General features: G+C 67.1%; 23 protein-coding genes. 14 read left to right on the top strand and 9 right to left on the bottom strand.

Features of this window, described 5'->3' with window-relative positions:
- Positions 1–88: 88 nt before the first annotated feature.
- The gene (locus BHE01S_RS18575; RefSeq protein ID WP_084068981.1) at positions 89–1,057 is read left to right on the top strand and encodes a LysR family transcriptional regulator; all 969 of its coding nucleotides are present in this window, start codon (positions 89–91) and stop codon (positions 1,055–1,057) included.
- 5 nt (positions 1,058–1,062) lie between these two features.
- Here the strand turns inward: BHE01S_RS18575 and BHE01S_RS18570 are convergent, their stop codons facing one another.
- On the bottom strand, positions 1,063–1,896 hold the full coding sequence (locus BHE01S_RS18570; protein WP_042266490.1) for an isocitrate lyase/PEP mutase family protein: 834 nt from the start codon (positions 1,894–1,896) through the stop codon (positions 1,063–1,065).
- Between the two features lie 301 nt (positions 1,897–2,197).
- Between BHE01S_RS18570 and BHE01S_RS18565 the strand changes: the two genes are divergently transcribed.
- Positions 2,198–3,193, top strand: a complete 996-nt coding sequence (locus BHE01S_RS18565) for a LacI family DNA-binding transcriptional regulator (protein WP_042266717.1) — start codon at positions 2,198–2,200, stop codon at positions 3,191–3,193.
- Positions 3,194–3,229: 36 nt separating this feature from the next.
- Here BHE01S_RS18565 and BHE01S_RS18560 read toward each other — a convergent pair whose 3' ends face one another.
- Positions 3,230–3,976 carry an IclR family transcriptional regulator gene (locus BHE01S_RS18560; RefSeq protein ID WP_042266488.1) on the bottom strand — a complete coding sequence of 249 codons (747 nt, stop codon included), beginning with the start codon at positions 3,974–3,976 and terminating at the stop codon, positions 3,230–3,232.
- Between the two features lie 199 nt (positions 3,977–4,175).
- Here BHE01S_RS18560 and BHE01S_RS18555 point away from each other — a divergent pair, with 199 nt between their 5' ends.
- Positions 4,176–5,363: a pyridoxal phosphate-dependent aminotransferase gene (locus BHE01S_RS18555; protein WP_042266487.1), complete on the top strand. Its 1,188-nt coding sequence runs from the start codon at positions 4,176–4,178 to the stop codon at positions 5,361–5,363.
- On the opposite strand, the gene BHE01S_RS37870 is transcribed toward BHE01S_RS18555, so the two are convergent.
- The 3 genes from BHE01S_RS37870 to BHE01S_RS18545 all read right to left on the bottom strand — a co-directional run bounded on the left by BHE01S_RS37870 (position 5,360) and on the right by BHE01S_RS18545 (position 6,379).
- Positions 5,360–5,530 carry a hypothetical protein gene (locus tag BHE01S_RS37870; RefSeq protein ID WP_157025474.1) on the bottom strand — a complete coding sequence of 57 codons (171 nt, stop codon included), beginning with the start codon at positions 5,528–5,530 and terminating at the stop codon, positions 5,360–5,362. The genes BHE01S_RS18555 and BHE01S_RS37870 overlap by 4 nt on opposite strands.
- A 112-nt stretch (positions 5,531–5,642) precedes the next feature.
- On the bottom strand, positions 5,643–5,876 hold the full coding sequence (locus BHE01S_RS18550; RefSeq protein ID WP_042266486.1) for a hypothetical protein: 234 nt from the start codon (positions 5,874–5,876) through the stop codon (positions 5,643–5,645).
- A 38-nt stretch (positions 5,877–5,914) separates the two neighbouring features.
- The gene (locus BHE01S_RS18545; protein ID WP_042266484.1) at positions 5,915–6,379 is read right to left on the bottom strand and encodes an Lrp/AsnC family transcriptional regulator; all 465 of its coding nucleotides are present in this window, start codon (positions 6,377–6,379) and stop codon (positions 5,915–5,917) included.
- Between the two features lie 136 nt (positions 6,380–6,515).
- On the opposite strand from BHE01S_RS18545, the gene BHE01S_RS18540 reads away from it, so the two are divergent.
- On the top strand, positions 6,516–7,142 hold the full coding sequence (locus BHE01S_RS18540) for a LysE family translocator (protein WP_042266482.1): 627 nt from the start codon (positions 6,516–6,518) through the stop codon (positions 7,140–7,142).
- Between the two features lie 88 nt (positions 7,143–7,230).
- Here the strand turns inward: BHE01S_RS18540 and BHE01S_RS18535 are convergent, their stop codons facing one another.
- Positions 7,231–7,737, bottom strand: a complete 507-nt coding sequence (locus BHE01S_RS18535; RefSeq protein ID WP_042266481.1) for a DUF1993 domain-containing protein — start codon at positions 7,735–7,737, stop codon at positions 7,231–7,233.
- 352 nt (positions 7,738–8,089) lie between these two features.
- Between BHE01S_RS18535 and BHE01S_RS38680 the strand changes: the two genes are divergently transcribed.
- Both BHE01S_RS38680 and BHE01S_RS18525 read left to right on the top strand, forming a co-directional pair.
- Positions 8,090–8,686: a hypothetical protein gene (locus BHE01S_RS38680; protein WP_174479514.1), complete on the top strand. Its 597-nt coding sequence runs from the start codon at positions 8,090–8,092 to the stop codon at positions 8,684–8,686.
- 347 nt (positions 8,687–9,033) lie between these two features.
- On the top strand, positions 9,034–9,303 hold the full coding sequence (locus tag BHE01S_RS18525; protein WP_042266479.1) for an RNA-binding protein: 270 nt from the start codon (positions 9,034–9,036) through the stop codon (positions 9,301–9,303).
- Between the two features lie 17 nt (positions 9,304–9,320).
- Here BHE01S_RS18525 and nadE read toward each other — a convergent pair whose 3' ends face one another.
- The gene (gene nadE / locus BHE01S_RS18520) at positions 9,321–10,199 is read right to left on the bottom strand and encodes an ammonia-dependent NAD(+) synthetase (RefSeq protein WP_042266476.1); all 879 of its coding nucleotides are present in this window, start codon (positions 10,197–10,199) and stop codon (positions 9,321–9,323) included.
- 179 nt (positions 10,200–10,378) lie between these two features.
- Here nadE and BHE01S_RS18515 point away from each other — a divergent pair, with 179 nt between their 5' ends.
- On the top strand, positions 10,379–11,500 hold the full coding sequence (locus BHE01S_RS18515) for a L,D-transpeptidase (protein WP_157025479.1): 1,122 nt from the start codon (positions 10,379–10,381) through the stop codon (positions 11,498–11,500).
- 41 nt (positions 11,501–11,541) lie between these two features.
- Here BHE01S_RS18515 and BHE01S_RS18510 read toward each other — a convergent pair whose 3' ends face one another.
- Positions 11,542–12,462 carry a DMT family transporter gene (locus tag BHE01S_RS18510; RefSeq protein WP_042266475.1) on the bottom strand — a complete coding sequence of 307 codons (921 nt, stop codon included), beginning with the start codon at positions 12,460–12,462 and terminating at the stop codon, positions 11,542–11,544.
- 214 nt (positions 12,463–12,676) lie between these two features.
- On the bottom strand, positions 12,677–14,248 hold the full coding sequence (locus BHE01S_RS18505; RefSeq protein ID WP_042266473.1) for an ABC1 kinase family protein: 1,572 nt from the start codon (positions 14,246–14,248) through the stop codon (positions 12,677–12,679).
- A 190-nt stretch (positions 14,249–14,438) separates the two neighbouring features.
- Here BHE01S_RS18505 and BHE01S_RS18500 point away from each other — a divergent pair, with 190 nt between their 5' ends.
- The 7 genes from BHE01S_RS18500 to BHE01S_RS18470 all read left to right on the top strand — a co-directional run bounded on the left by BHE01S_RS18500 (position 14,439) and on the right by BHE01S_RS18470 (position 21,100).
- Positions 14,439–15,194 carry a DeoR/GlpR family DNA-binding transcription regulator gene (locus tag BHE01S_RS18500; RefSeq protein ID WP_042266471.1) on the top strand — a complete coding sequence of 252 codons (756 nt, stop codon included), beginning with the start codon at positions 14,439–14,441 and terminating at the stop codon, positions 15,192–15,194.
- Between the two features lie 433 nt (positions 15,195–15,627).
- Positions 15,628–16,710, top strand: coding sequence for a 2-aminoethylphosphonate ABC transporter substrate-binding protein (phnS, locus tag BHE01S_RS18495; protein WP_042266470.1), 1,083 nt, complete (start codon positions 15,628–15,630; stop codon positions 16,708–16,710).
- 126 nt (positions 16,711–16,836) lie between these two features.
- On the top strand, positions 16,837–17,946 hold the full coding sequence (gene phnT / locus BHE01S_RS18490) for a 2-aminoethylphosphonate ABC transport system ATP-binding subunit PhnT (protein ID WP_042266712.1): 1,110 nt from the start codon (positions 16,837–16,839) through the stop codon (positions 17,944–17,946).
- Positions 17,924–18,838: a 2-aminoethylphosphonate ABC transporter permease subunit gene (locus tag BHE01S_RS18485; protein WP_042266467.1), complete on the top strand. Its 915-nt coding sequence runs from the start codon at positions 17,924–17,926 to the stop codon at positions 18,836–18,838. Before phnT ends, BHE01S_RS18485 begins: the two co-directional genes overlap by 23 nt.
- A complete protein-coding gene (phnV, locus tag BHE01S_RS18480) occupies positions 18,828–19,703 on the top strand; it encodes a 2-aminoethylphosphonate ABC transport system, membrane component PhnV (protein ID WP_042266466.1) in 876 nt (291 codons plus the stop codon). Before BHE01S_RS18485 ends, phnV begins: the two co-directional genes overlap by 11 nt.
- Positions 19,704–19,845: 142 nt before the next feature.
- Positions 19,846–20,472, top strand: coding sequence for a GntR family transcriptional regulator (locus tag BHE01S_RS18475; RefSeq protein WP_245639776.1), 627 nt, complete (start codon positions 19,846–19,848; stop codon positions 20,470–20,472).
- 73 nt (positions 20,473–20,545) lie between these two features.
- Positions 20,546–21,100, top strand: coding sequence for a phosphonate degradation HD-domain oxygenase (locus BHE01S_RS18470; RefSeq protein WP_042266464.1), 555 nt, complete (start codon positions 20,546–20,548; stop codon positions 21,098–21,100).
- Positions 21,101–21,133 lie beyond the last annotated feature (33 nt).

The raw sequence follows: 21,133 nt of genomic DNA, 5'->3' as shown, positions 1-21,133 counted from the left end.
TTGCAATGGAGGCCCCAGCGTAGCGCCGAAACTTCCATGCGATAATCCGCCGTTCAGGTGAAGCACTTGAAATAGCGGGTTTCCAATCGTGGATAAATTGACCAGCATGACCGTGTTCGTGAAGACGGCCGAATCCGGTTCGTTCACGGCGGCGGCGCGTATGCTTGCGATGACGCCGCAGATGGCGGGCAAGCACGTCGATGCGCTGGAAAAGACGCTAGGTGTGCGCCTGCTGCAGCGCTCGACGCGCAAGCATGCGCTCACGGAGGCCGGCCGCGCTTATTTCGAAGCCTGCCGGCGCGTGCTCGAAGAGGCGGCCGCCGCGGAGGCCGTCGCGCTCGCGCAGACCGCCCACCCGCAAGGCACGCTGCGCGTGACGGCACCCGTCGCGTTCGGCGCCTTCCGGCTTGCGCATGAAATCAAGGCCTTTCTCGCGGATTGCCCGGACGTGAAAGTCGATCTCGTGCTGAGCGACCGGCAGTTCGACCTCTTGCAGGACGGATTCGATGTCGCGTTTCGTATCGGCGCGCTGCCCGACTCGCAACGGGTCGCGCGGCCGCTCGCGCCCTATCGGCTCGTGCCGTGCGCCGCGCCGGCCTATCTCGCCGCACACGGAACGCCGGCGCACCCGCGCGAACTCGCGCAGCACGTGTGCCTCGATTACGCGTTCGACAGCTTCCCGGCGCCCCGGACGTGGATCTTCAAGGATGGCGACACGCAGATCGACATCGAGCCGCGCGGCCAGCTGCGCAGCAACGACACCCGCGCGCTGATCGCGGCGGCGGAGGCCGGAGCGGGAATCGTGCTGGCGGGCGAGCCGAGCCTCGCGCCGTCGATGGCGGCGGGGCGGCTCGTGCCGCTGCTCGAAGCGTATGCCGCGCCGGTGCGGCCCATGCATCTGCTTTACGCGGATCGCCGCGCCCAGGCCCCGAAGCAGCGCGCGTTCGTGGCGTGGGCGCTGGCGTGCTTTGGCGAGGCGGGAAGCGTGACCGGCGCGCGGGCGCCGGCGTCGCCGCGTGTTCGTCGTTCGGCGCGCAAGCCGCGCGGAACGACGTAGCGCGATTAGCTCTCGCTACGGAAGGCGGCGTTCAGCGTCGCGCCGGGGGCCGCGCCTTCGAAGCCGTCGAAACGCCCTTCGGTGAGCCGTTGCGCCGCGTGCATGAAAGCGCCCCACGCGGTGCGGGCGAGCGCGCCGCCCACGCTCACGCGCCGCACGCCGAGCGCGGCCAGTTCGTCGAGCGTGAAAGCCGACTTCGCCCCGATCAGCACGTTCACCGATTTTGGCGCGACAGCGCTGACGACGGCCGCGATCTGCTCGCGTGTCTGAATGCCGGGTGCATAGAGGCAATCCGCGCCTGCCTGCGCATAGGCCTGCAAGCGCGCGATGGCATCGTCGAGATTGGGCACGCCCGCCACGAAGTTCTCCGCGCGGCCGACGAGCACGGTGTCGCCGCCGCACGCGTCGATGGCGCGCCGCGCCGCGCGCATGCGCTCGACGGCAACCTCGATCGGCAGCAGCGGCGTTGCGTCGTCGCCGGTCGAGTCTTCCACGGAAAGCCCGGCGACGCCGGTCTCGACGGCGAGGCGCACGCTTGCTTCGACGCCTGCGGGATCCGCGCCGAAGCCGCTTTCGAAGTCGGCGTTCACAGGCAGGTCGGTGGCCGCGACGATTTCGCGCAGGTGCGCGAGGATCGCGTCGCGCGGCAGGGTGTTGTCGGCGTGGCCGCGCGACCATGCAAAGCCGGAGCTGGTGGTCGCGAGCGCCTTGAAGCCGAGGCTCTGGAGATAGCGCGCGCTGCCCACGTCCCACGGGTTCGGCAGCACGAAGCAACCGGCGGCGTGCAGCGCGCGAAATTCGGCGCGTTTCTCGGCAACAGTGCGGGCGGGTCCTGACATGGCAAGTTTCCTCCAGGCTCGTGGATAGGCTGCGGAGTGTCTGCGCGGGAGCGCGCATCCCCTGGCGCCGGTCATCGATTGTGACCGAATTCCTGGATTGCCGATTCGAACGGCGCTCGCTTGCGCCGCGATCGGCACGAAGATAAGGATGGCGAATTAAATGGGCGCCTACGAAGGCGATGGCGTGCAACAGCGCGAAACGAGGAAAAGAAGGGCACAGCCGTTATGATATGCGTTCCTTTTATTTTGCCGTCCAGCCGCGATGTCCAAAACCAGCGCTCCGAAAGCCACGCCGCCCCGCATGTCCGATGTCGCCCGTCTCGCGGGCGTTTCGAAAATGACGGTGTCCCGCGTGATGGCGGGGCGCAGCGCGTCGGAGGCGACCCGCGAGCGGGTGCGGCGCGCCATCGACGAGCTGGGCTACGTGGCCGACGCGGCGGCCGGCGCGCTTTCCTCGGGGCGCTCGTCGTTCGTCGCGGTGCTCGTGCCTTCGCTTTCCAGCTCCAACTTCTCGGACACCGTGAGCGGCCTCACCGCCGTGCTCGAACCGCAAGGGCTCGAACTGCTGATCGGCGACACCGACTACTTCCTCGATCGCGAGGAGCGTCTCGTGCGCCAGATGCTGCGCCATCAGCCGCGCTGCATCGCGCTCACGGGCGCGCAGCATACGGACGCCACGCGCACGCTGCTGCAGCGCTCGGGCGTACCGGTCGTCGAGATGTGGGACCTGCCAACGGAGCCGATCGACATGGCCGTGGGCTTTTCCAACGTGAGCGCCGCGCGCGAGATGGTGCGCTATCTCGCGGACAAGGGGCATCGCCGCATCGGCTTTCTCGGCGGCGCGGGCGACCTGGACCGGCGCGGTCTGGACCGCCTCCGGGGTTTTCAGATGGAGATGAAGGCGCTCGGGCTCGAAAGGCACCGCGTCGTGCAACTCGGCGACTCGCCGGTCACGATGAGCCACGGCGCGCCCGCCATGGCCGAGCTGCTCGCGCGCTGGCCCGACACGCAGGCGGTGATGTGCGTGAGCGACATGTCCGCGTTCGGCGCGATCATGGAGTGCCAGCGGCGCGGCCTGAGCGTGCCCCGCGACATGGCGGTTGCCGGCTTCGGCAACTTCGAGATCGCGGCGTGCTGCCATCCGGCGATCACCACGATCTCGGTCGATGCCTACGGCATTGGTCAGCGCACCGGCGAGGCGATCGTCGCCGCCCTTGCGGCGGCGGATGGCGCGGGCGCGTCGCATCCCGCGAAAACGCGCATTCAGTACACCGTCGTGCCGCGCGAGAGCGCTTGAGCATCCGGCGCGAGCGTGCGATTTGCGCCTGCGTCTTCAAAGACCCTTGGCGATACGCTGCGCCATCTCGACCACTGCGATGGCAAGCCGCTTTTCGCGGCGCGCGTCCAGCCGCTCCAGCGGCAGGCTCGCGCTGACCGCCACACGCTTGCCAAGCGCCGTCACGCCGACGAACGCCGCGAAGCATGCGATGCCCGCCGTCACTTCTTCCCGCTCGTGCGCGAGGCCCGAGCGGCGTATCGCGGCGAGCGCCGCCAGCAGGTCCTGCTTGCGCGTGATGGTGTTGGCCGTCACGGCGGGAAGCTGGCGCGGCAGGATGGCGTTGACCTCGTCGTCGGCCAGGCTGGCGAGCAGCGCCTTGCCCAGCGCACTGCAGTGCGCGGGCAGCCGCGAGCCGAGATCGGAGACGAGACGCACGGGCCGCGCGGGGTCCTCGCGCGCGAGATACACGACTTCTGCGCCGTCGAGCACCGCTAGCTGAACGACTTCGTTATGCGTCGCGACGAAGACGGTCGCTTCCTGGCGGAACACTTCCTGGAGCCGATCGTGCCGCACGTAGGCACTGCCTAGCTCGAACAACGTGACGCCGACGATATAGCCGTCGGCGCGCTTTTCGATCCAGCGCCGGCGCTCGAGCGAATCGAGCATCAGGTAGAGCGTGCTGCGCGAGAGGCCGGTGGCCTGCGCGATTGCCGCCGCGCGCATCGGACCTTGAGCGTGGGCGAGCACGTCGAGAATGTCATGTATGCGCCGTAGCGCCGGGACTTCGTAGGGTGAGGACATGGAGCCGCGCGTCGGGTCTGTCGACCCAAATGTCATCCAACAGGCTGGAAATACTAACACCATGTTGGATATGCGCATGAGTGCATCGACATTTCCCGGCGGCATCGTTCCTTGGTATCGTGGCACACACGAATCAACAGGAACGGTTTGAACGCCACGGCGCGCGAGGCGCGCCGCACGTTCGGGAGAGTCGCGGAAGATGAAGTATTCGAATCTGGTCGAGCGTTTGCAGGGCCGTCGCACGACGGCGTGGGAGATCCATCACGCAGCGGTGCAGGCCGCGGCGCGTGGCGAGGACGTGATCGTGCTGAGCGTGGGTGACCCGGACTTCGGCACGCCCGCGCCCATCGTCGAGCGCGCCGTGGCCGCGCTGCGCGAAGGCGATACGCACTACTCGGCCATCATGGGCCGCGAGCCGCTGCGCGAGGCGATTGCACGCGAACATACGCAGCAGAGCGGGCGCGCGGTCGGCGCGCAGAACGTGATTCTCTGCGCAGGCGCGCAGAACGGCCTGTTCGCATCGTCGCTCTGTTTGCTGGAGGCCGGCGACGAAGTGCTCGTGCCCGAGCCGATGTACCTGACCTACGAGGCCGCGATCCGCGTGTCGGGCGCGACGCTCGTGCCGGTGCCCGTCGATCCCGGCAACGGCTTTCATCTCGACTGCGATGCGCTCGAAGCAGCCGTCACGCCGCGCACGCGCGCGATCTTCTTCGCGACGCCGTGCAACCCGACCGGCGCGGTGATGCCGCGCGCGCACCTCGAACGCGTCGCGCAACTGGCAAGGCGCCACGACCTGTGGGTGCTCTCCGACGAGGTCTACGCCGACCTCACGTTCGAGCGCGAGCACGTGAGCATTGCCGCGCTCGACGGCATGGCGGAGCGCACGGTCACGCTCGGCAGTCTGTCGAAGTCGCATGCCATGCCGGGCTGGCGCCTCGGCTGGGTGATCGCGCCGGAAACCATGATCGCGCATCTGGCGCGGCTTGCGCTCTGCATGCTCTATGGGCTGCCCGGTTTCATCCAGGAGGCGGCGATCACGGCGCTCGACAACCGCGCGCAGATCGTCGCGCAAATGCGCGAGATCTATCGCCGCCGGCGCGACATCGTCTACGAGCGGCTCGCGGGCGTGCCGGGTCTCAAGTGCCTCTTGCCGGAAGCAGGCATGTTCATGATGATCGACATCCGCGGCACGGGCCTCGACACGCAGGCGTTCACCTGGCAGCTGTTCGAGACGCAGAAGGTTTCCGTGCTCGACGCAAGCGCGTTCGGCGAAACCGCAAATGGCTATGTGCGGCTTGGTTTCGTCGTGGACGAACCGAGGCTCGTCGAGGCCTGCAAGCGTATCGCGGCGTTCGCACGGGAGCGCGCCGCAGCCGCGACGCGCTAGCGGGTCGCGAAGTAGAGGCGCGTGGGCTCGAACAGGTTGGCGGGCAATGCGTCCCGCGCGAACCACGCCCACGTGTCGCGTCCCCATGCGCTTTTGCGCAGGCCGAGCAGCCACGTATCGCCGTTGCGTACGACGACGCCCACGCCGAGCACGGTGACGGGGTTCATCTCATCAGTCATGCTTTGCCGATATTGATCTGGAATCCGAATCATTGGCGAGGCTGTCCGCGGGCTGCACGCCGTTCTGCTTTTGCGCAGCGCGCAGCAAACGCGGGTAGATTCAGCGTTCGCCGTCGAAGAGATCGTTGAGCATCTCGTCAAAGGCGGCCTGGGCGTCCTCGAGTTCCTGGAGCGCCATGTCGAAGGTCTGCAGCGCGAACTGCGACGGCTTGCCGTCGCCTTCCGGCGGAAACTGCGACTGCAGCGAGGTGAACGCCGACTTGACGCGCTGGGTCGCGCTCAAGACGCGTTCCATGGCGGCGGCTTCCTCGGCTCGTGCCTGTTCTGGGGTCATCGAAAGCTCCGTTCTTGCGTGAATGGGGTTGAGTGTGTTCAGGGCAGGGGCAGTCCGCCCTCGGCCTTCACTTCGCGCAGCGACAGCGCCGATTCGACCGAGGTGACACCGGGCAAGCTGCGCAGCTGGTCGCGCATGAAGGTGCCGTAGTCGTCGAGATCGCGGGCCACCACCTGCAAAATATAGTCCGCCGTGCCGGCTACGTTGTGGCACGACAGAATGCGCTCGATCGCCAGCACCTCGCGCTCGAAGCGGTCGGCGAGCGCGCGGTCGTGCACGGCGAAGCGCACCGAGACGAATCCCACCACGCCATAACCGAGCGAGCGGCGCGAGAGCACGGCCCGGTAACGCTCGATATAGCCCTCCTGTTCGAGGCGCTTGAGGCGCCGCGCGCACGGCGTTTCGCTCAGGCCCACCGTTTCGGCGAGCCGTGCGTTCGGCATGCGTCCGTCGGTTTGCAGCGCGCCGAGTATCGCCCGGTCGAGTTTGTCGAGGTCGCTCATGATGGTTAGGGGAAATGTGGCGCAGATTCTGAAATCTTAGCGTATTACGCCAATGTGTGGCTGGAGCGGTATGAAAATCGCCAGAAGTCGCTCTGCGTGTAGCGGCAAGATAGAGCCTCTTTCACACGAGGCCAACATGATTTCCGCCCATCTGCTGTTGATGTTCATTGTCGCCCTGATTATTGTCTGCGCGCTGCCCGGCGCCGACATGGCGCTCGTGATGCAGACCAGCATGAGCCGTGGCACACGCAGCGGCTTCGCGGCGGCCTGCGGCCTCGGACTCGCCCGCGCGACCCACGTGACGCTCTCGGCCTGCGGTCTCGCGGCCTTGCTGCGCAACGCGCCGTGGCTTTATGAAGTCGTGCGATACGCGGGGGCGGCTTACCTCACGTGGATCGCGGTGCAGATTTTCCGCGCGCCGGCGTTCGCGATGCCCGTGCAGGAGGCCGTGGCCGTAGTGCGGCCGCGCCGCGCCGATTTCGCCAAGGGGCTGCTCACGAACCTGCTGAACCCGAAGGCGCTGCTGTTCTGCTCGGTGCTGCTGCCGCAGTTCATCCGGCCCGAGGCGGGCTCGGTCTGGCTGCAGGTGTCCGTACTGGGCGTGCTGCTCGTTGCCGTGTGCGCGGTCTTCGACGTGATCTATGTGCTGGGTGCGGCGCGCATCGCCGTATGGCTGCGCCGCCATCCGCTCGCGCAGACGGTCCAGAAGTGGGCGTTTTCGTCCGCGTTGATCGGCTTCGCGCTGCGGCTCTCGCTCGATTGACGCCGCCGTCAGGACCGGCGATTGCCAGAAAGCGTGCGGCGCCTTGTGCTGCGCACGCTTTCTTGTCGCTCGCGTTTAGCGGCTCGCGTTAGCGCCCGCCAAGATAATCCAGCTTGCCCAGTTCCACGCCGTTGTGACGCAGGATGTCGTAGGCCGTGGTGACATGGAAGAAGAAGTTGGGCAGCACGAAGCCCAGCAGATAGCTCTGGCCCGTGAACTCGATCGGCCCGCTGCGCATCTTGAGCGTAATGCTGCGCGCTTCCGTGCCGTCGATCTGCTCCGGCTTGAACCCGTTCAGATAGTCGATGGTCTTCTGGATACGGGCGTGCAATTCGTCGAAAGTGACCTCGACGTCCTCGAATTTCGGAGCTTCCACACCGGCGAGGCGCGCCGCGCAGCCCTTTGCGGTGTCGGTGGCGATGTGGATCTGACGCATGAGCGGCAGCATGTCGGGGAAGAGCCGCGCGCCCGTCAGCACGGAGGGGTCGATCTGCTTTTCCGCTGCATGTGCCTGAGCCTTGCCGATGATGTTTTGCAGATTGGTGAGGCCGCGCACGAGCACGGGCACCGATGCTTGATACATGGAAATGGACATGGGGTTTCCTCGTTTCCTGGAATGCGCGCGATGCGCTCCGCTTTGGAGCTGACCGGGCGGCCCATTATGCGCTATCGCGTCGCCTGCTGCCATCGGCCAAACAGCCGGCATCGGCGCAACGGCCGGACATTCCGCCAGGTGCGTAAATTACCTGGGATTACAGAGCAAACATTCCGTACGAAACCTTGAGATTGCGAAAGCTAGCGGCGCAGGAGCGCGGGCCGGCGCGCGATGTGCGCAAGTGCATGTCTGCAAACCAATGCGCGCAATTGCCCCCGACAATATTTGATTGTGGTTTAATAGCCCGGCACCAACCAACCATTGCGCATCGTGCTGCACGATGCGCTCAACCATGAACGCAGAAAAGGCAGCCGCACGCCGCATTGCGCGCCGCATGACAGAAGGCATTGCTTGTCGCCCCGGCGCGCCGCGGTGGCGCGCGCGCGCGTTGCGCGTTTCGCTGCTGGCACTCGCTGCGGGCAGTGCTGCGCAGGCCGCATTCGCGCAAGATCCACAGCTTCTCGATACGCGCGTCACGCAGGAGTCGGTGACGGACACGATCTGCCGTCCGGGCTACGCCGACACCGTGGCGCCGCCGTTCGACGAGACCATGGCGCTGAAGGACCGCATGCTCGCGGCGCGCGGTATCGGCGCCGACGACGGCGTGGGTTACGCGCTCGACCGGCGCGTGCCGATCGTACTCGGCGGGGCGCCGGACGCCACGGCCAACTTCGACCTCATCCCATGGGGCGGCCATGCCGGCGAGCGCCGCAAGTCGCTGCTCACGGTGCGCCTGAAGCGCTGCGTATGCGCGGGACGCATGACGCTGGCCCAGGCGCAGGCCGCGATCACCGGCAACTGGGTGCATCAGTACAATCGCCTCACGCGCATGGATTGTGGCGGGTCGGCCGACGAGACGACCTCGGCAAGCCGCGACGACGGGTCCTGAAGCGCCGTTTCGCGCGCACCTTTCCTGCCTCGGGCACGCCGATTGCGGTCCGGTTCAGGCATGCACGGCGGCCAATCCGACGGCAATCGGTAACCATCCGCCGCTAGACAATATGCCGCAGCGCACCGCTCAGCAAATGCGACTATGCTGACATTCATCAACAAGAGGGAGTCACAACAATGCTTACGTCCAGCTTTTTACTGCTTGGCGTCGTTGCCGTGCTCGGCCAGGTAGCGTGGACCCGCGCTCGTGCGAGCCTGCAGCCCGTGCGCGTACGCGCGACGCAACCCCGCCGGTTCCGCTAAACGCTGCACGTCGGACTCGAATACCACGCGAGGTAGGCCGTCATGCACCTGACTGTCTGGAATGTTCCGGAAACCTGCAGCGAGCAGGATGTGCGCAGCTTTTTCGAGCGCGAACTCGGCAAGTACGCCAAGGGCATTACCGTTTATGACGCGGGCACGCCCAACGCGCATGCGGACCTCGAACTCGACTCCGAAGTGCCGTACGTGGCCGATGCCGTGGCGCGCGAACTTCAGTTCCGCCGTCTCGCGGGCGTCGCGCTGAGGGTGAGTGCGACACCGTTCGAAGACGAGGAGCCGCCGCAAGGCAACTGACCCGTTCGGGCCGCGCTTCAGCGGCCGTCGTCGGCAGTGTCGTACGGTGTATAGGGCAGCGCCCGCTTGTGGCGCGTCGACTCGTAAAAGCGAAAGATCGTCTCGTATGCACGTTCGCTCACCGGTTGGCCTTCCAGAAAGTCGTCGATCTCCTCATAGCCGATCCCGTAGGCGTCTTCGTCGGGATGCAGCGGGCGCAACGTTTCCAGATCCGCAGTGGGCGTTTTCTCCACCAGCGTGGCCGGAGCGCCCAGCGCCCGCGCAAGCGCGCGCACGCGCCGCTTGTTCAGGCCCGCGAGCGGCAGCACGTCGGCGCCGCCGTCGCCGAACTTCGTGAAAAAGCCCATTAGCGATTCCGCCGCGTGATCCGTGCCGATCACGAGTCCCGCTCGCGCACCGGCCACCGCGTACTGCGCAATCATCCGCTCGCGCGCCTTGATGTTGCCGTGAACCTTGTCCTGCACGCTCTCGTCGGCGAAGGCGAGGCCGCCCGCTGTGAGCGAGGCGAGCAGCGCGTCGGCGGCGGGGCGCATGTCGACGGTCAGGATGTCGTCTGCGGCGATGAAGTCGAGCGCAGCGGCGGCGTCCGCTTCGTCGCGCTGGCTGCCGTAGGGCAGACGCATCGCGACGAACCGTGCCGCCGTGCGGCCCTGCGCGCGCAGGCTTTGCACGCACAGTTGCGCGAGGCGCCCGGCCGTTGCAGAGTCGACGCCGCCGCTGATGCCCAGCACGAGCGTCTGCAGCCCGCTTGCCTCGAGGCGCTCCCCGAGGAAGCGCACACGACGCTCGATCTCGGCGTGTGCGTCGAAGCGCTCCGCGACGTTCAGTTCGGCGATGATGCGTTGCTGGCGGGCGAGGCGGTCGGTTGCGGGTCTGGCGTCCGATTGGGCGGGCATGGGCGGTCCTCAAATTGGCTGTGTACGCGACGTATGCGCTTAGCCTGCGTTGTCTGGTCTAATGTCGGGTGGTCGTGGCGCGGTCAGCGACGCCGCAAGACACGGCGCCCGACGTATCCGACTTCAGACAAGACACACAATCGGCCGGACTCACGATGAACGACAATTTTTCGCGGCGCATGGGCGCTCGCGTACGCGGTGGCGTCCGGGGCGACGCCCCGAAACTCCCCCATCATAAAACGCAGTGGTTGGGCGCGCCGGCGCGCCGCGCAATCGTGATCGCACTCTCCACCTGGTTTTACGCTTCGTGGGCGGCAAGCGCCGCTTACGCCTCCGACGCCGCGACGGCTTCAGGCGCGCACGTTGCCTCGGGCGCCGTGCACGGCGCGCCGAAGCCGGCCGCTTTGGGCGTGCCCCCTGCATCGGCGGCTTCGTCGGCTTCCGCGGCCTCGGCCGCGCTGGCCGCCTCAGCGCCTCCCGAACTCGTGCTGCCCGTTCACCGGATGCTCACGCCGGAGGAGGCCGCCGAGGAAACCCGCGGCGCGCTCGAAATGCGCAAGCGCTTCGCGCGCGATGTCAACCGGCGCCTGCATGTGCCGCTGGCCGAGCAGCGCGCATACGGCCAGCGCCTGCAGGCCGCGCTCGAAGAGAAGAACCTCGGCGCGCTGGCGGGCGAGTACGTCATCCTCGTCGATCGCAGCGCGAATGTGCAGGCGCTCTTCATCTACTTCCGCGCCATGCCCGACGAGCCCTGGCTCATGATCGGCGCTTCGCCGGTCGCGACGGGACGCCCCGGCGAGTTCGACCACTTCCTCACGCCGCTCGGCGTGTTCGAGCACACGCCGCTGAATATGGACTTCCGCGCGGAAGGCACCATGAACCAGAACAACATCCGCGGCTATGGCCGGCGCGACATGCGCATCTACGACCTCGGCTGGGTGGACGGCGAACGCGGCTGGGGCAAAGGCGGATATTCGCAGATGCGCTTCCAGATGCACGCCACCGACCCCGACCGCCTCGAGCCGCTGCTCGGCATCCGCCACTCGAAGGGCTGCGTGCGGATTCCCGCGACGCTCAACGCGTTCATCGACCACTACGGCATCATCGACGCCGAATACCAGGCGCTCGTCGATGCGGGCAAGTCGCTCTGGGTCCTCCACTCGGACCGCGAGATCACGCCGTGGGCGGGACGCTTCATCGTCGTTGTCGATTCGGAGCGCAAGACGCGTCCGGCGTGGTCGCCCGCACCCGGCGGCAAGGCACGCGCGAAAGTGCCGGCCGGCGCCGACACCGCTGACTGAGCGCGCGCTTCGGCGAAGGCGCGCCAGCGCATGCGCATGCGCTACGCGCGCCGCGCGAGCAGCACGCCTGCGAGCGCGACGCCGAAGCCCCCCATCTGCATGGGCGTGAGCGTTTCGCCGAAGAGCAGCCAGCTTTCGAGCGCCGCGAGCGGTGGCGCGAGAAAGAGCAGCGCGGTGGCGCGGGCGGCGTCGCCGTGGCGCACCATCCACACGAGCAGTGTCACGCCCGCGCCCGAGAGCATCGCTATGCCCCAGGCCAGCGAGAACCACAGGGTCGGCGTGGCGATCCAGCGTGTCTCGCCGAGCGCGAGTGCGAGCGCGGCGGCGACGATGGCCGCGCCGAGGTTCTGCACGGCGCTCGCGCTGCGAATGTCGGCTTGCGCGAGCGAAGTCTTCTGGTAAAGCGTGCCCGCCGTGATCGATCCGACCGATACCACTGCGACCACCACCACGAGCAGCGGGTTCGCGTGAGCGTGCGTGGGCGCGCCAGTGGCAGCGGCAGCGGCGTCGGCGATGGCGCCGCCGGCGGCGTGCATGGCGGCATACAACTTCGGGCTCAGCACGAGCACGACGCCGGCGAGGCCGAGCGACATGCCCGACCAGCGCCGCGGCGGCAGGCGTTCGCCGAACATGCGTGCCGCGACGGCAGCTGTCAGGAGCGGCTGGAGCGCGCCGAGGAGCGCCATCACGCCCGCGCTCAAGCCCTGCGCGACCGCCCAGTAGCCCGCGCCCAGATAGACGCCCTGCAGGAGCGCGCCGGCGAAGAGATGCTTGCCGATTTCACGTCCGCGCGGCCAGGGCGCGCGCATCACCAGCGCCACGATCGTGAACAGCGCCGCCGTGCCCGCAAAGCGCGCGAGCAGGAACAGGTTGGGATCGGCGTAGGGCGCAATGGCGCGCGCGACGACGAAACCCGTCGACCAGAGGACGACGAAAAGAGTGGGTGCGAAGATGGCGAACATCGGTGTCGAAGAGGGTGCGCTGACGTTGCGCGCTGAGAAACACGAAAGGCTCGGAGTATCGCGCGACGTGCAGGTTGCGGTCTTGTTCAGGACTGCACTGGCCAGGACGTGCATCGCTCGACGAGCGGAACGCAACTAACCGCCGAGCCTGTGCGATGTCGGCTAATGCAAACATCGCCGGGCCGGAAACGGAAAGCGGAAACGCTAGCGGCCGCTAGCTCGCAAACAACACCGCCGTCACGCCGATCAAGCCGCCGCAGACCGCACAGGCGAGCAGCAGCGCGCGCGTGCGCCGATGCTCGCGGCGCCAGGCATCGAGCGCTGCCTGCTGCGCGGCCTGTCCGGCAGCGGGACCGTGGCCGCCCTTCGCGTGATGTTCGAGGAAGCGGAACACCATCTGCGGCACGCGCGGTGCGATTTGCGCGAGGTGGGGCAACTCCTGCGAGAGTCGCCTGATCCAGCCATGGTGGCCGATATCTTGCCGGGCGATGTCGGCGAGCGTGTGCCGCGCGATGCCCCATGCGTCGACGCCCGGATGAATCGAGCGGGCCAGCTGCTCGGCCTGGCCGAACGCGCGCTGCGCCGCCACGAGGCGCGGCGAGACTTCGCCTCCGAACGGCTGCACCGAGTGCAGCAGATGATGGAACAGTGCCCCGGCGCTGCGCTCGTCAGTGTCGCTTGCGAAATGCGCTTCGCTGCGCGTGCGCAATTCGGCCTCGATCTGTTCGGTGCGTGCGTGTGCGGGCACATGACCTGCCACGTGATGCAGTGTGGCGAGCCGGCCGTAGTCCTGTTCGAACAATGCGGTCGCGCCGTGCACGAAGAATTCGCGTTCAGGCGAAGACAGGCTCGTCATCAGCGCCGCGCCCGCGAGCACGAGGCGGCCGCGCGTCTCGGGTTCGACGCTCACCGCGACCCGGCTCGCGTCGAGGGCCGCGTGGAAGAACCCGTGTTCGAACGCCTGGCGCGTGACCACCTCGATCAGATGCGCCGCGACTTGCGTGACATTGATGTGGTGCTCGGCAAGCCCGGCGAGATCGGTCGCGCGCACGGTGTCGATGTGCTGCACCGCGATCGTCTGAAGGGTGCAGAGGTCCCAGATCACGTCGGGCACGACGATGCGCGGGTCGTCGCCAAGCTGATGGCCGCTCTGGCTCAGGTTCGCGGCCTGGGCGCGCAGGTCGAAGCGGCGATGCAGGTCGTCTCGCAGCGCCTGCGCGAGCGCATGCAGTTGCAGTTTGCGTGCGACGCGCGAAAAGCGCTCTATCCAGCGGGCCACGGCGCACAGGAGCGCGGCGTCGTCGTCGACTGCCTGGACCTGTTTTGCGCGCAGCACGCGCAGCGTGATCGTCTGGTGGCCGTTCACCGGCAGCGCGAGCCGTGCGATGTGCGTCTGCTCGCACCAGCCGTTATGGGCCGGCCTGGGGTCGAGCCACGTGAACACCGTTTCGGGCGGCTTGCCAAGCGCGGCGCGCAGCGTGGCGCCGAGCGCCTCGCCCGCGAGGGGTTCTTCGAAATGCCCGATGGCATCGATCGCATCGTGCAGGGTCACGCCCGCGAGCTCGGGGCGGGTGGCGAGCGTTTGCGCGAAGGCCGCGGCGAGCGGCGCGAGACGCGGCAGCGAACCATGCAGGCGCGAGGCGAGACGCGGGTCGCCGTGCAGGTTCGAGGCGAGCGTGAGGAACCAGTGCAGCTTGTGATGCTCGGGAGCTGCGAGCCAGATCAGCCTGAAGCCATAACGCAGTGCACAAAACAGCAGACGCAATTGACGAAGTCGTGAACGCATGAATTCCAGTGGTCGGCAAAGCGAGCGTCGCGTGAGCGCGCGGTCTCCACGAGATTAGCAGGGATGCGCGCGCGATGGCAGGACCGGCTCGTTCTGCGCATGCGTACTACAATACGGCGGCTTTTCCGGATCCACGCCGGACTCACTTTATTCCCAGCGTTTTTTCGACGCACGACCCGCGCCCATCGAGATGCTCGCAGAACAACGTCACCAATACATCCTCTCGCAAGTGAACCGGACAGGCGCGCTTTCCGTGGCGGATCTCGTGCGCGAACTGCGCGTCTCGCGCGAGACGATCCGGCGCGACCTCAATACGCTCGCGGAGCGCGGGCTGCTCGTCACGACCCATGGCGGCGCGCTCTCGAGCGATCGCCGCGAGCCCGATCTCGACGTGCGCGAGGCCGCCAACGCGAGCGCCAAGCGCGCGATCGGCGAGCGCGCGGCGGAGTTCGTGCCCGACGGCGCCTCGGTCATCATCGATTCGGGCAGCACCACGCATGCGCTCGCGCGCGCGCTCACGGACCGCCATCGGCTCACGGTCTATACCAACGACTGGCGCATCGCGCTGTTGCTCGGGCGCCGCAACGAAAACCGCGTCACGCTGCTGGGCGGCGAGCTGTCCGACCACGAGGAAGCGACCTTCGGCCTCGACACCGTGCAACAGCTCGCCCAGTACCACGCCGACTTCGCGTTCGTCGGGGCGGGCGGCATTACGGCCGACGGCTGGCTCACCGACTACTCGCGCATGGTCGCCGAGGTGCGCAGCTGCATGCTCGCGGCCACGGCATGCGCGATCGTCGTCGCCGACCACTCGAAGTTCGGGCGCGTCACGCCCGTGCGCATCAACGGCTTCGAGCAGGCGCGCTACGTCATCACCGAGCTTGCGCCCGAAAAGAGCGTTGCTCGCGCCATCGCGGCGCGCGGCCCCGAACTCGTCATCGCCTGAGTCTGCCTGCAGCGCGGCGCGCTCCGCGTTTGCTTTTTGCCCGTCTACACGTTCGCATGCCTGCCGCCAACTCGTGAGCGGCGGAATCTGCGCGCTTATGTGGCTTGTCGAATATTGGCGAATTGTGGAATTTGTTGACAAACGCCACAATCGTCATGCGCATGTCATCAAAACCTGTGATTCTTGCGGGGCCCGTCCAGGTGGGCCGGTAAGCGAGGCGGGCGGCAGCTTCGCGGCTTCGCCGGGCTGGACGGTTCAGGCGGAAAGTTCCGGATTGTAAACAATCTGCAATCCGTGATACGAGTCTACCGCCAGACGGGCTATGACAGGCGGCGCAGTCCGCCGAAGTCCGGATTGTTCAGCTCAGTTCGATCCATTCAATCACAAACGCATCGGGTATCCCGAGCATCTGGTTTTGCCTTCGGAGAGTGACATGAACCACACGAATTCCCATCGCGCGGGTTTTGCACGCAAGCTGTTGCCGATCGCGGCCGCCGCGGCGCTGCTGGGCGCAGCCGCGAGCGCGCACGCCGCCGACGCCGTCGTGCTGTACACGGCCGACGGCCTCGAAAATCTCTACAAGGACGTGCTGCCGGCCTTCGAGAAGAAGGAAGGCGTCAAGGTCAACATCGTGACGGCGGGCAGCGGCGAAGTCGTGAACCGCGCGAACGTCGAGAAGGACTCGCCGAAGGCCGACGTGATCGTCACGCTGCCGCCGTTCATCCAGCAGGCGCAGCAAAGCGGCCTGCTCCAGCCGTACCAGAGCGTGAACTACAAGAACGTGCCGACGATCGCGAAGGCCACCGACGGTTCGTGGGCGACGTTCGTGAACAACTACTTCTCGTTCGCGATCAACCCCGATGTCGTGAAGAACGAGCCGAAGACGTTTGCTGACCTGCTGCACCCGGACTACTCGGGCAAGGTCGCGTACTCGAACCCGGCCACGGCCGGCGACGGCATGGCCGTGATCATCCTCACGACCTCGCTGATGGGCGAAGACAAGGCGTTCGACTACCTCAAGAAGCTCGAGCAGAGCGCGAAGTTCCACACCAAGGGCACGGGCTACCTCGACGTGCTGCTCTCGCGCAACGAAATCTCGGTGGCCAACGGCGACCTGCAGATGGATCTCGACGACGCCGCCAACGGCGGCCTCTCGCTCAAGCCGATCTTTCTCGCGGCCGACGCTGGCGGTCGTCCCACGACGTTCCAGTTGCCGTACGCAATCGGCCTGATCAAGAACGGCCCGAATCAGGCGGAAGGCAAGAAGCTGATCGACTACCTGATGTCGACGGACGTACAGTCGAAGGTGCCGGACATCTTCGGCATTCCGGCCCGCACGGACGTGGCGCTCACGGGCAAGAACGGCGAAGCGGTCAAGCAGGCCATCCAGGGCGTGAAGCTGATTCCGGTGGACTGGAACCAGGTGATGGCGAAGAAGGCCGACTGGACTACGCGCTGGAAGAACGAAGTGATCGGCACGTCGGGCAAGCAGATCGAAGTCGTGAAGCCGAAGTAAGCAACCGTACCTGCAACTTTGTATGGGACCGGAGTGAGGGCTCTGCATGGGACCGGAGTCAGGACTAAAGCCCTGACTCCGGTCGGCAGCTCGAGCGCCAACTCTGGCCGACAGGAGATGAACCCGGTGAATACCGCAAGCCTCGCGCCGGCCGGCATGGCCCGCGCGCTGCCGGATGTGTCCGGACTGACTGACGCCACGGACGCCTCAGGCGTGGCGGGCGTGCAGATCGACCACCTGAGCGTGCGCTTCGGTGCGCGCACTGTCCTCGACGATCTGTCGCTCACGATCCGCCGCGGCGAACTGCTGACCGTGCTGGGCCGCAGCGGCTGCGGCAAGACGACTTTACTGCGTTTCATCGCCGGGTTCATCGAAGCCGATGGACTCGCGGGCTCGCTCACCGTGGCGGGCCACGACCTGACCCATGTGCCGCCGCATCAGCGCAACCTGGGTCTGCTGTTCCAGAGCTATGCGCTCTTTCCGCATCTCTCGGTGTTCGAGAACGTCGCGTTCGGGTTGAAGGCGCGGCGCGTGCCGTCGCGCGACATCGCGCGGCGCGTGGCCGACGCGCTCAAGCTCGTGCAGCTCGGCGACGCGGGGCACATCATGCCCGCGCAACTCTCCGGCGGCATGCAGCAGCGCGTGGCGCTCGCGCGTGCGCTCGTGATCGAGCCGGACGTGCTCCTGCTCGACGAGCCGCTCTCGGCACTCGACGCCAATCTGCGCGCTTCGGTGCGCTCCGAATTGAAGGCACTGCACGAGCGCCTGCCCGATCTCACGATCGTCTGCGTGACGCACGATCAGGATGACGCGCTCGTGCTCTCCGACCGCACGCTGCTGATGCGCGATGGCCGCATCGCGCAGCTCGGCACGCCGCAGGAACTCTACGACACGCCGGGCGACGCCTACGTGGCCCGCTATCTGGGCGCGGCGAACCTGCTGCCGCCGAACGTCGCGTTCCCGGTAGGCGACGCGCGCCACGACGTGCGCGACAGGCTCGCGTGCCTGCGCCCCGAAAGCCTGCGCATCGTGCCGCTCGGCGAAGGCGCGCTGCACGGCACGATCGAATCGGTCGAGTGGTATGGCTCGGTGCTCTCGGTGCCGGTGCTGCTCGACGCGATGCCGAACGAACCGGTGCTCGTCACCATGCAGCGCGGCCACGGCGCGACGCCGGCGAAAGGCATGCGCGTGTCCCTGCGTTACGAGGCTGACGATGTCGTCCTTATCAACCCCTGATTCCGCTCAGGCTCTGCCCGGCGCCGACGCGCACGCGGCTGCCGTGCGCCGCCGCGAACGGCGCGCGCAGTGGCATATCGCGTTTCTGCTCGTGTTCGTGCTCGGGCCGCTCGTGGTCTATCCGCTCGTGCGGCTCGTGCTGCTGAGTCTTTCGGGCGCGCATGGCTTGAGCTTCCACGCGTACGAAGCGTTCTTCGGCAATCCCGAGTCGCGCGGCGTGATCGCCACGACGTTATGGATCCTGTTCCTGAGCGCCGGTCTGGCCTCCGTGCTCGGCGTCGCGCTGGCCGCGCTGCTGTTCTTCAAACCGTTTCCGGGTGCACAGCTCGTCACGCGTTTTCTGGAACTGTTCGTGGCGTTCCCGTCGTTTCTCGTCGCATTCACGCTGATTTTTCTGTACGGCTCGCAGGGCTCCGTGAGCATCGGGCTGCAACGGCTCTTTCATTTGCAGGCGCCTCCGCTCGACTTCCTGTTCGGCATCGGCGGCGTGGTGCTCGCGGAGGTGGTGTTCTATGCGCCGTTCGTCGTGCGCCCGACGCTCGCCGCGTTCGCGCTGCTCGACATGCGCCTGATCGAAGCCGCACGCAGTCTCGGTGCGAACGGCCGGATGGTCGCCCTGCGCGTGATCCTGCCGCTCGCGTGGCCGGGGATCGCGGCGGGCACGATCCTGTGCTTTTTGCTGACGTTCAACGAGTTCGGCATTCTGCTCGTGCTCGGCAGCGCGCACCTCATCACGCTGCCGGTGGCGATTTACAGTTCGGCCACGGTCGACCTCGATCTGCCGACGGCCGCCGCAGGCGCCGTGGTCATGCTCGCGATGTCGCTTTCCCTGTATGCGCTGTATCGGCGCGTGAATCGCCGCAGTCATGGAGGCGTGCGCAATGTCAACTAGTCCCGCCGCCGGTTCCGACCGTATCGCGCTGCCGCCCAGGCATCTTCGTGCGCGGCCTGTCGAGCGCAGTCTCTTCTCGCGCATCGCCAGCGCGGTACTGCTTGGCTTCGCGGCGCTGCTGTGCTTCTGGCTTTTCGTGTTGCCGGTGATCGTCGTCGCGTTGTCGAGCGTCGCGTCGCACTGGTCGGGCACGATCCTGCCCGACGGTTTCAGCACGCGCTGGTTCGAGCGCCTCGGCTCGACCGACTTCGATGCGCTCGCAACGAGTCTCGAAATCGGCTTCGGCGTGGCGGTGCTCGGCACGGCGCTGGGTCTGTGGCTCGCACTCGCGCTCGAAGGGCGCGACCGGCGCGGTCTGGGCGCGGTCGTCGACACGCTCGCGATGGTGCCCAACGGCGTGCCGAGCGTGGTGCTCGGCCTCGCGGTGCTGATCGCCTATCACAAGGCGCCTGTGGATCTGTCGAGTTCGGCTGCGATCGTCGTGTTCGTGCAGCTCGCTCTGGTACTGCCGTTTTGCTACCGATGCGCTGCGGCCGCGCTGCGTCCCGAGCTGACTGTGCTGCGCGAAGCGGCAGCGAGTCTCGGAGCGCCGCCTTCGATGGTGCTGCGCCGCGTGGTGCTGCCACAGCTCGTGCCGGCCATCCGCGCGAGTCTCGCGCTCGGCTTCGCGCTGTCGCTCGGCGAGTTGGGCGCGACGCTCACGGTGTATCCGCCGGGATTTGCGACGGTGCCGATCGTCGTGGTGGGGGCAGTCGAGCGCGGTTACTACCTGCCGGCTTCGGCGCTCTCGCTGGTCCTGTTGCTCGTCTCGCTGGCCGCGCTGCTGCTGATCGCAGCACGTGTGCCGCGCCGGCGGGCGGACTGAGCGGATGGATGCCATGCGGTTCGATGCGCCGCAGGCGTGCAACAGACAGGCAGGGCAGGACGTGCAAGATTCGATGAGCGATGAGTGCGCAAGCAACGGGAACGCGAGCGATCCTGGTCGCGATCCTCAGGCGTTGTCCGACATGACGCCGCTTGCCATGGTGCGCCAGCATTCGCTCACAGCGCTGGTGCGCGACGAGATCGAGCGGCGTATCGCGGCAGGCATGCTCGCGCCCGGGGACAAACTCAACGAAGCCGACTGGGCGGCACGCCTCGCCGTCTCGCGCGGACCCGTGCGCGAAGCGTTTCGCGCGCTGGAGCAGGCAGGCCTTGTGCGCAACGAGAAACATCGGGGTGTGTTCGTGCGCAGCGTCGGCGCGGCCGAGGCCCAGGAACTGGGCGTAGTGTGCGCGGCGTTGCGCGAAGCGGCGTGCCGGATGCTGGCGCCGCGCATCGACGCGGCGCAGGTCGCCGAGTTGCGCGAGCACCTCAACGCGATGCGCGACGCGGTAGTCGCCGAGAGCGGCGAGGCTTTTCTACAGGCGCGCGACGCTTTTCGCGCGTCGCTCTTCGCAGCGGCTGGCAACGCCAGGCTGCGCGAGACCTATGAGGGCGCCGTGCGCGAATTGCGGCTCTCGCCGCGGCGTGCGGCGCCGGCGCACAATGCGCTGGATGCATCGTATGCGGGGCATCGGGCGCTGTTGAGCGCGCTCGCATCGCGCGACGCCGATGAATCGGCCAGGCGCATGCGCGAGTCCTGCGGCGACTGAGAGCAGAAGGAACGATGGGCGGTGCGCTCGTGCGGGCCGTCGCCGAATTCACCTGGCAGAGGAGTTGAAGAAGATGGCACTGAGCCTCGCGGAAATTCGTGAGCTGTTCGAGACATACGGCGCGTTGGCGTATAGCGGCGAACCGGTCACGCAACTGGAGCACGCGCTGCAAAGCGGCGCGCTGGCGGAAGAAGACGGTGCGAACGAAGAGTTGACCGCTGCGGCGTTCCTGCACGATCTGGGTCACCTGCTCAATCGTCAGGGCGAAACGCCGACCGAACGCGGCATCGACGATCTGCACCAGTACTATGCGCTGCCGTTCCTGCGGCCCGTGTTGCCCGATAGCGTCCTGGAGCCGATCCGCTTGCACGTCGATGCGAAGCGCTACCTCTGCGCCGTCGATAAGGCGTATTTTGGCTGCCTCTCCGCAGACTCGGTGCGCAGCCTCGAATTGCAGGGTGGCATTTTCAATGCGGATGAGGCGCGCGATTTCGCTGCGCGACCCCACGCCGAAGACGCGGTGCGCCTGCGCCGCTGGGACGACCTCGCGAAGGTGGCCGGCAAGCCAACGCCGGATCTCGACCACTATCTGCAACTCGTCGAGCGCGTCATGCAACGCCACGTTTGAGGCGATTGCGCTTACGCGTTTTCCGAATTTCAC

This window comes from Paraburkholderia heleia NBRC 101817 (assembly GCF_000739775.1).
Taxonomy (GTDB): domain Bacteria; phylum Pseudomonadota; class Gammaproteobacteria; order Burkholderiales; family Burkholderiaceae; genus Paraburkholderia; species Paraburkholderia heleia.
The sequence above is the reverse complement of the archived record's forward strand: the minus strand, read 5'-3'. Positions and strand labels throughout refer to the sequence as shown.

What these genes read in the sequence shown, in the direction of transcription:
- BHE01S_RS18550 (WP_042266486.1), bottom strand. Translation starts at nt 5,876, where the DNA reads ATGACCCCAGAACAGGCACGAGCCGAGGAAGCCGCCGCCATGGAACGC.
- BHE01S_RS18540 (WP_042266482.1), top strand. Translation starts at nt 6,516, where the DNA reads ATGATTTCCGCCCATCTGCTGTTGATGTTCATTGTCGCCCTGATTATT.
- BHE01S_RS18515 (WP_157025479.1), top strand. Translation starts at nt 10,379, where the DNA reads ATGGGCGCTCGCGTACGCGGTGGCGTCCGGGGCGACGCCCCGAAACTC.
- phnV (WP_042266466.1), top strand. Translation starts at nt 18,828, where the DNA reads ATGTCAACTAGTCCCGCCGCCGGTTCCGACCGTATCGCGCTGCCGCCC.
- BHE01S_RS18505 (WP_042266473.1), bottom strand. Translation starts at nt 14,248, where the DNA reads ATGCGTTCACGACTTCGTCAATTGCGTCTGCTGTTTTGTGCACTGCGT.
- BHE01S_RS18510 (WP_042266475.1), bottom strand. Translation starts at nt 12,462, where the DNA reads ATGTTCGCCATCTTCGCACCCACTCTTTTCGTCGTCCTCTGGTCGACG.
- BHE01S_RS18475 (WP_245639776.1), top strand. Translation starts at nt 19,846, where the DNA reads ATGACGCCGCTTGCCATGGTGCGCCAGCATTCGCTCACAGCGCTGGTG.
- BHE01S_RS18560 (WP_042266488.1), bottom strand. Translation starts at nt 3,976, where the DNA reads ATGTCCTCACCCTACGAAGTCCCGGCGCTACGGCGCATACATGACATT.
- BHE01S_RS37870 (WP_157025474.1), bottom strand. Translation starts at nt 5,530, where the DNA reads ATGAACCCCGTCACCGTGCTCGGCGTGGGCGTCGTCGTACGCAACGGC.
- nadE (WP_042266476.1), bottom strand. Translation starts at nt 10,199, where the DNA reads ATGCCCGCCCAATCGGACGCCAGACCCGCAACCGACCGCCTCGCCCGC.
- BHE01S_RS18535 (WP_042266481.1), bottom strand. Translation starts at nt 7,737, where the DNA reads ATGTCCATTTCCATGTATCAAGCATCGGTGCCCGTGCTCGTGCGCGGC.
- BHE01S_RS18525 (WP_042266479.1), top strand. Translation starts at nt 9,034, where the DNA reads ATGCACCTGACTGTCTGGAATGTTCCGGAAACCTGCAGCGAGCAGGAT.
- BHE01S_RS18545 (WP_042266484.1), bottom strand. Translation starts at nt 6,379, where the DNA reads ATGAGCGACCTCGACAAACTCGACCGGGCGATACTCGGCGCGCTGCAA.
- BHE01S_RS18485 (WP_042266467.1), top strand. Translation starts at nt 17,924, where the DNA reads ATGTCGTCCTTATCAACCCCTGATTCCGCTCAGGCTCTGCCCGGCGCC.
- phnS (WP_042266470.1), top strand. Translation starts at nt 15,628, where the DNA reads ATGAACCACACGAATTCCCATCGCGCGGGTTTTGCACGCAAGCTGTTG.
- BHE01S_RS38680 (WP_174479514.1), top strand. Translation starts at nt 8,090, where the DNA reads ATGAACGCAGAAAAGGCAGCCGCACGCCGCATTGCGCGCCGCATGACA.
- BHE01S_RS18470 (WP_042266464.1), top strand. Translation starts at nt 20,546, where the DNA reads ATGGCACTGAGCCTCGCGGAAATTCGTGAGCTGTTCGAGACATACGGC.
- BHE01S_RS18555 (WP_042266487.1), top strand. Translation starts at nt 4,176, where the DNA reads ATGAAGTATTCGAATCTGGTCGAGCGTTTGCAGGGCCGTCGCACGACG.
- BHE01S_RS18565 (WP_042266717.1), top strand. Translation starts at nt 2,198, where the DNA reads ATGTCCGATGTCGCCCGTCTCGCGGGCGTTTCGAAAATGACGGTGTCC.
- BHE01S_RS18570 (WP_042266490.1), bottom strand. Translation starts at nt 1,896, where the DNA reads ATGTCAGGACCCGCCCGCACTGTTGCCGAGAAACGCGCCGAATTTCGC.
- BHE01S_RS18500 (WP_042266471.1), top strand. Translation starts at nt 14,439, where the DNA reads ATGCTCGCAGAACAACGTCACCAATACATCCTCTCGCAAGTGAACCGG.